Raw genomic sequence first — 7864 nt, 5'->3', positions numbered from 1 at the left:
GCCACCTTGCGGTGACTTGATTTTCATACTAATGGTGCCGAAGGCCGGAATCGAACCGGCATGCCTCGCGGCGGTTGATTTTGAATCAACTGCGTCTACCGATTTCGCCACTTCGGCACTGAAGTAGTATGCGGAGAACGAGGTGAATTATACTTACCTGTGATCCGCATGCAACTGTTATTACACTGCCTTTAGTTCAAGTGTTGAAAAAAACGCCGCTATCGACGTTTTAACAGCATATAAACGCTGATCAGCAGGAAAAGCATACTCGGCAACAAAGCACCCAGCACCGGAGGAATCTTGTAAACCAGGCTAAGCGGCCCGAAGATTTGATCCAGCACGTAAAAAATAAAGCCGAAGCAAATACCAGTGACCACTCGCACCCCCATTGGTACGCTGCGTAGCGGGCCAAATATGAACGATAAGGCCATCAACATCATTACCGCTACGGATATAGGCGCAAAAATTTTGCTCCACATATTAAGCTGGTAACGGCTGGATTCTTGCCCACTCTGTTTCAGGTACTTGATGTAATTATGTAATCCACTAATAGAGAGCGAATCTGGACTCATGGCAACCACACCCAGCTTGTCTGGCGTCAGGTTGGTTCTCCATTCCCCTGTCAGCGTTTGAGCACCGGTGATTTGTTTCGGGTCGCTCAGATTGGATTCATCCACCTGCGACAGCTTCCAGATTTTATCCTCAAAAGTCGCCGTTGCGGCATAGCGCACGGATTGCAGGCGATCGGCATCATCAAAATGATAGATATTCACACCGGCCAGCTCTTTTTCGCCCACAACGCGCTGAATGTAAATAAAGTCCGAACCGTCTTTGGCCCATAGCCCGGTTTTAGTCGAGAGCAATGAACCGCCAAACATCATCTGCGCCCGATAGTTACGCGCCATTTGCTCACCCTGCGGCGCAACCCACTCACCGATTGCCATGGTCAGCAATACCAGCGGAATCGCGGTTTTCATCACCGCAGCGGCAATTTGCATACGGGTGAAACCGGAAGCCTGCATAACCACCAGTTCACTGCGCGTAGCCAAAGTTCCCAGACCGAGCAAAGCGCCAAGTAACGCCGCCATCGGGAAGAAGATTTCAATATCTTTAGGCACGCTGAGCAAGGTATACATCCCCGCCGCAGCCGCCGAATACTCCCCCTGCCCAACTTTGCGCAGCTGATCGACAAACTTGATGATGCCCGATAGCGACACCAGCATAAATAGCGTCATCAGGATGGTGTTGAGGATGGTTCGTCCGATATAACGGTCTAATACGCCAAACATCAGGCAGCCCCTCTCAAACGCGCTCGTAATTTACGAGCTGGCAAGCTATCCCACACATTAAGGATCAGCGCGAGCGCCAGATAAGCGAAGTTCACTGCCCATAGCCAAATCAACGGATCCAGTTTTCCTTTACCCGCATTGGAGCGCAGAGAGCTTTGCAGCAGGAAGAAAATCAGATACAACAACATAGCCGGCAGCATACTGAGCACACGCCCCTGCCGTGGATTGACAACGCTGAGCGGAACAACCAGCAATGCCATGATAACCACGGAAACAATCAGCGTTAGCCGCCAGTGGAACTCGGCGCGCGCGTCAGGATCGGTAGAATGCCACAGGGCGCTCATTGACATCTGTTCCGCAATATTATTGTTCTGCTGAGCGGTTTGATGGCCAATGACCGCCTGATAATCATTAAAGTCGGTAATCCGGAAATCACGCAGCAGCGCGGTGCCTTCGTAGCGAGTACCTTTATTCAGCAATACCATCTGCGAACCGTCAGGGCGCTCCATCATGTGGCCACTGTCGGCCACCACTACGGATGGACGCTGATTGCCAGTTGGGCGTAGCTGTGCGAGGAACACGCGCTGGAATTCTTTACCGCTAACTCTGCTGACGAACAGCACCGCGTTACCATCCTGCGAGGATTGGAACTGGCCTTCAACCAGCGCTGCCAGGCTTGGGTTTGCCCGAGCATCATTCAAGACTTCATCCTGATGCTTTGACGACCACGGCCCGAGCCAAATGGCGTTAATCGCAGCCAGACCACAAGTTAGCATCGATAAGATTAATGCGGCGGCAATCAAAGACCGTTTGCCTAACCCACAGGCGTGCATAACGGTGATTTCGCTGTCCGTATACAGTTTGCCGTAGGTCATCAACAGGCCGAGGAATAGGCTCAACGGCAGAATAAGCTGCGCCATTTCCGGCACGCCGAGTCCAAGGAGGGATAAAACCAAATTTGTCGGAATCTCACCGTCAACTGCGGCACCTAATACCCGTACTAACTTCTGACTGAAGAAGATCAGTAGCAGGATGAATAGAATCGCAATTTGACTTTTGAGTGTTTCCCGTACCAGATATCTAATGATGATCACGCTAATACGCCTGTGAAAACTTGTCTTTTTGCAGGAAAATCGATAGTTTCATCGCTAATCCGCCATTTATTCTCATCATATGGCAACCTTCACAGCTAAAATAGTATTACAGCATCTAGCGTTTAGGTGTCCTATAGGAACATGCTTATAGTCGCCAAAACAAAACAACTTATGCCGTTCAGGTTAACACACGTCGTTAACACAACGGAGAGAGATCGTTGCGGAGCGCTACATTCTAGCGGTAGCTCCCGCCTTTGTCTTTAAGATTCAGGAGAGTGCATGGAGTTCAGTGTAAAGAGCGGCAGCCCGGAAAAACAGCGCAGTGCCTGTATTGTAGTCGGCGTTTTTGAACCTCGCCGTCTATCCCCGATCGCCGAACAACTCGACAAAATTAGTGATGGCTACATCAGCGCTTTGTTGCGCCGCGGTGAGCTTGAAGGCAAAGTGGGTCAGACATTACTGCTGCACCATGTGCCTAATATTCTCTCCGAGCGGATCCTGTTAATTGGCTGTGGTAAAGAGCGTGAGCTCGATGAACGCCAATATAAGCAAGTGATTCAAAACACCATCAATACCCTTAACGATACCGGTTCGATGGAAGCCGTTTGCTTCCTGACAGAACTGCACGTCAAAGGCCGTAATACCTACTGGAAAGTACGTCAGGCGGTAGAAACGGCAAAAGAAACCCTTTACACCTTCGATCAGCTCAAAAGCAATAAAGTCGAGCCGCGCCGTCCGCTGCGTAAAATGGTATTCAACGTGCCAACCCGCCGCGAACTGACCAGCGGAGAGCGCGCAATTCAGCACGGTTTGGCTGTGGCTTCCGGTATCAAAGCGGCAAAAGACCTGGGTAATATGCCGCCAAATATCTGTAACGCCGCTTACCTGGCCTCTCAGGCTCGTCAGTTAGCCGATGCGTTCAGCACTAACATCATCACCCGCGTTATCGGTGAGCAACAGATGAAAGAACTGGGCATGCATTCCTATCTGGCCGTGGGGCAAGGTTCTAAGAACGAATCCCTGATGTCGGTGATTGAATATAAAGGTAATCCGAATGCTGACGCTAAGCCAATTGTGCTGGTTGGCAAAGGGCTGACCTTCGATTCCGGTGGTATTTCTATCAAGCCAGCCGAAGGCATGGACGAAATGAAATACGACATGTGTGGCGCCGCCACCGTGTATGGCGTGATGCGCGTAGTGGCAGAGCTGCAATTGCCACTGAACGTTATCGGCGTGCTGGCGGGCTGTGAAAACATGCCGGGCGGGCAGGCTTATCGCCCGGGGGACGTGTTAACGACTATGTCCGGCCAGACGGTAGAAGTGCTGAATACCGATGCGGAAGGCCGTTTAGTACTGTGTGATACTCTGACCTACGTTGAACGCTTCGAACCAGAGCTGGTGATTGATATTGCCACCCTGACCGGCGCATGCGTGGTGGCTTTGGGTCACCACATTACCGGTTTGATGTCGAACCATAATCCATTAGCTCACGAGCTGATTGGCGCCTCAGAACAAGCCGGTGACCGCGCGTGGCGCTTGCCGCTAAGCGATGAGTACTACGAACAGTTGGACTCCAATTTTGCCGATATGGCGAACATTGGCGGACGCGCTGGCGGAGCTATCACTGCGGGCTGCTTCCTGTCGCGCTTTACTCGTAAATATACTTGGGCTCACCTGGATATTGCGGGTACCGCATGGCGTTCAGGAAAAAACAAAGGCGCTACCGGTCGTCCGGTTGCCATGTTGTCGCAGTTCCTGTTGAATCGCGCAGGTCTGAACGGCGACGATTAATCGTTTGATATCTACCCGAACTCATTGAAGTAACAGAGAATCCCCCTGTTACTTCAGAGACAAGGGTATACACCGAGTTATCTTAAGGGCACACTTCGTGCCCTTAACGTCGTAGAGAGCCTATGAAAAACGCAACCTTCTATCTTCTCGATCACGATCAACCTTCCGGCGAGCTGCGAGCCCATGAGGCGCTGGCATGCGATCTGGCGGCTGAACGCTGGCGGGCGGGCAAACGGGTGCTGATCGCATGTGAAAGTCAGGAACAGGCTCAACGTCTTGACGAGGCCCTGTGGCAACGAGCGCCGGAGCAATTTGTTCCGCATAATTTAGCGGGCGAAGGGCCAAAGTACGGCGCACCGGTGGAGCTGGCCTGGCCGGAGAGACGTGGAAATTCACCGCGCGACCTGCTGATTAGCCTGCTACCGGAGTTCGCAGGTTTTGCCACCGCTTTCCATGAAGTGATAGACTTCGTTCCTTACGAAGAAACTTTGAAACAGTTGGCGCGCGACCGATATAAGTCATATCGCAGCGTCGGCTTCCATTTGACCACGGCAACGCCGCCAACTCACTGAACAAATAAATAAAATGGAAAAAACAAACAACTCCCTCGACAAGACGTACAGTCCGCACGAGATTGAGCAACCGCTCTACGAACACTGGGAAAAGCAGGGTTACTTTAAGCCGAACGGCGATACCAGCAAAGAAAGCTACTGCATCATGATCCCGCCGCCGAACGTAACCGGCAGCCTGCATATGGGTCATGCTTTCCAGCAAACCATTATGGATACGCTGATCCGCTACCAGCGCATGCAGGGGAAAAATACCCTGTGGCAGGCCGGCACTGACCACGCAGGTATCGCGACCCAGATGGTTGTAGAACGCAAAATTGCTGCTGAAGAAGGCAAAACTCGCCACGATTACGGTCGCGACGCCTTCATCGACAAAATCTGGCAGTGGAAAGGCGAATCAGGCGGCACCATCACTCGTCAGATGCGCCGTTTGGGCAACTCCGTGGATTGGGAGCGCGAGCGCTTCACCATGGACGATGGCCTGTCCAACGCGGTCAAAGAAGTGTTCGTCCGTCTGCACAAAGAAGATCTAATCTACCGCGGTAAACGCCTGGTGAACTGGGATCCAAAACTGCGCACCGCGATCTCCGATCTGGAAGTGGAAAACCGCGAATCCAAAGGTTCCATGTGGCACCTGCGTTACCCGCTGGCCGACGGCGCGAAAACCGCAGAAGGCAAAGACTATCTGGTTGTTGCCACGACCCGTCCGGAAACCATGTTTGGTGATACCGGCATCGCCGTTAACCCAGAAGATCCGCGCTACAAGGATCTGATTGGTAAAGAAGTGATCCTGCCGCTGGTAGGTCGTCGCATTCCGATCCTCGGCGATGAACACGCCGATATGGAAAAAGGCACCGGCTGTGTGAAAATCACCCCAGCCCATGACTTTAATGACTATGAAGTCGGTAAACGTCACGCCCTGCCGATGATCAATATTCTAACTTTCGACGGTGATATCCGTAGCGAAGCCGAAGTATTCGACACCAACGGTGAAGTCACCGATGTATACAGCGGTGCGATTCCAGAACCGTTCCAAGGCATGGAGCGCTTTGCCGCTCGTAAAGCCGTCGTTGCCGAGTTCGACAAACTGGGTCTGCTGGAAGAAATCAAACCTCACGATCTGACCGTTCCTTACGGCGACCGTGGCGGCGTGGTTATCGAGCCAATGCTGACCGACCAATGGTATGTCCGTACTGCTCCGCTGGCGAAAGTCGCGATTGAAGCGGTTGAAAACGGCGATATCCAGTTCGTACCTAAGCAGTATGAAAACATGTACTACTCTTGGATGCGTGACATTCAGGACTGGTGTATTTCCCGTCAGCTGTGGTGGGGTCACCGCATTCCAGCCTGGTACGACGAAGCTGGCAAAGTGTACGTAGGCCGCGATGAAGCGGAAGTGCGTCGCGAGAACAATCTGGGTGCAGACGTTGCTCTGCGTCAGGACGAAGACGTACTGGATACCTGGTTCTCCTCCGGTCTGTGGACCTTCTCTACTCTGGGTTGGCCAGAGCAGACCGATGCGCTGAAAACCTTCCATCCGACCAGCGTTATCGTCAGCGGCTTCGACATTATTTTCTTCTGGATTGCCCGCATGATCATGCTGACCATGCACTTTATGAAAGATGAAAACGGCAAGCCGCAGGTACCGTTCAAAACCGTCTACATGACAGGTTTGATCCGCGATGACGAAGGGCAGAAAATGTCCAAGTCCAAAGGTAACGTTATCGATCCATTGGATATGGTTGACGGTATCTCGCTGGAAGAATTACTGGAAAAACGCACCGGTAACATGATGCAGCCGCAGTTGGCTGAGAAAATCCGCAAGCGTACCGAAAAACAATTCCCGAACGGCATTGAGCCGCACGGTACCGACGCCCTGCGTTTCACCCTGGCGGCGCTGGCCTCAACCGGTCGCGACATTAACTGGGATATGAAGCGTCTGGAAGGTTATCGTAACTTCTGTAACAAGCTGTGGAACGCTAGCCGCTTCGTGTTGATGAACACCGAAGATCAGGATTGCGGCCAACACGGCGGCGAAATGGTGCTGTCACTGGCTGACCGCTGGATTCTGGCTGAATTCAACCAGACGGTGAAAGCCTACCGTGAAGCGATGGATACTTATCGTTTCGATTTGGCTGCGGGTATTCTGTATGAATTCACCTGGAACCAATTCTGCGACTGGTATCTGGAACTGACCAAACCGGTAATGAGCAACGGTTCTGAGGCGGAGCTGCGCGGCACGCGTAACACGCTAATTAACGTGCTGGAAGCTCTGCTGCGTCTGGCGCATCCAATCATTCCTTACATCACGGAAACCATCTGGCAACGCGTGAAAACGCTGAAGGGCATTACCGCAGACACCATTATGCTGCAACCTTTCCCAGAATATGACGCCAGCCAGGTTGATGAAAAAGCCCTGAGTGATTTGGAATGGATCAAGCAGACCATTATTGCGGTGCGTAATATTCGTGCAGAAATGAATATTTCTCCGGGTAAACCACTGGAAGTGTTGCTACGCGGCGCCAGCGCTGAAGCTCAGCGCCGAGTGCTGGAAAACCAGAGCTTTATCCAGTCGTTGGCGCGTCTTTCCTCTATCACCCTGTTACCTGAAGGGGATAAAGGGCCATTGTCCGTGACTAAGCTGGTTGAAGGCGCAGAAGTGCTGATTCCAATGGCCGGTCTGATCGACAAAGCCGTCGAGCTGGACCGTCTGGCAAAAGAAGTGGCCAAGCTTGATGTTGAAATCGAGCGTATCGAAAGCAAACTGGGTAACGAAGGTTTTGTGGCACGAGCGCCAGAAGCCGTTGTTGCTAAAGAGCGTGAGAGACTGGCTGCCTGTGCCGAAGCGAAAGTAAAACTGATTGAGCAGCAGGCCACTATCGCGGCGCTGTAAAGTAGTCTGAGCTTCACCCAGCTTGAACTGCGGGATATTTATATCCCAAAAATCTGAAGCCGCAGCTCATCCCTGCGGCTTTAGTTTTATAGTGAAAACAGCGAATACTTCTATGCCATTCGTTATAAATCTCTATGCCCAATATATAACGTTTATGCCCGAGTAATTGGGGTTGCAGGTAGGCGGCCAGTGAACGAATCCCGATGAGCTTACATCAGTAAGTGATTC

5 protein-coding genes and 1 tRNA gene are annotated in these 7864 nt (G+C 52.0%); 3 read left to right on the top strand and 3 right to left on the bottom strand.

All coding sequences use genetic code 11. From position 1 onward, the window contains the following. Positions 1-32: 32 nt before the first annotated feature. The 3 genes from ACQ4OC_RS11775 to lptF form a co-directional block, all read right to left on the bottom strand. A tRNA-Leu gene (locus ACQ4OC_RS11775) sits at positions 33-117 on the bottom strand. A 101-nt stretch (positions 118-218) separates the two neighbouring features. After that, positions 219-1289 carry an LPS export ABC transporter permease LptG gene (lptG, locus tag ACQ4OC_RS11770; protein ID WP_064516216.1) on the bottom strand — a complete coding sequence of 357 codons (1071 nt, stop codon included), beginning with the start codon at positions 1287-1289 and terminating at the stop codon, positions 219-221. Continuing rightward, on the bottom strand, positions 1289-2383 hold the full coding sequence (lptF, locus tag ACQ4OC_RS11765) for an LPS export ABC transporter permease LptF (protein WP_064516214.1): 1095 nt from the start codon (positions 2381-2383) through the stop codon (positions 1289-1291). The genes lptG and lptF overlap by 1 nt, the downstream gene beginning before the upstream one ends. Positions 2384-2662: 279 nt before the next feature. Here lptF and pepA point away from each other — a divergent pair, with 279 nt between their 5' ends. The 3 genes from pepA to ACQ4OC_RS11750 all read left to right on the top strand — a co-directional run bounded on the left by pepA (position 2663) and on the right by ACQ4OC_RS11750 (position 7636). Next, positions 2663-4174, top strand: a complete 1512-nt coding sequence (pepA, locus tag ACQ4OC_RS11760) for a leucyl aminopeptidase (RefSeq protein WP_049599547.1) — start codon at positions 2663-2665, stop codon at positions 4172-4174. 122 nt (positions 4175-4296) lie between these two features. Further along, entirely contained in the window at positions 4297-4746 is a 450-nt protein-coding gene (locus tag ACQ4OC_RS11755) for a DNA polymerase III subunit chi (RefSeq protein ID WP_064516212.1), read from the top strand. Between the two features lie 13 nt (positions 4747-4759). Beyond that, positions 4760-7636 carry a valine--tRNA ligase gene (locus tag ACQ4OC_RS11750; protein WP_064516210.1) on the top strand — a complete coding sequence of 959 codons (2877 nt, stop codon included), beginning with the start codon at positions 4760-4762 and terminating at the stop codon, positions 7634-7636. The last annotated feature ends 228 nt before the right edge of the window (positions 7637-7864 follow it).

Origin of the sequence: Yersinia sp. J1 (assembly GCF_050586585.1) — a bacterium.
Classification (GTDB): Bacteria; Pseudomonadota; Gammaproteobacteria; order Enterobacterales; family Enterobacteriaceae; genus Yersinia; species Yersinia entomophaga.
This window is presented reverse-complemented; position numbering and strand designations above follow the sequence as displayed.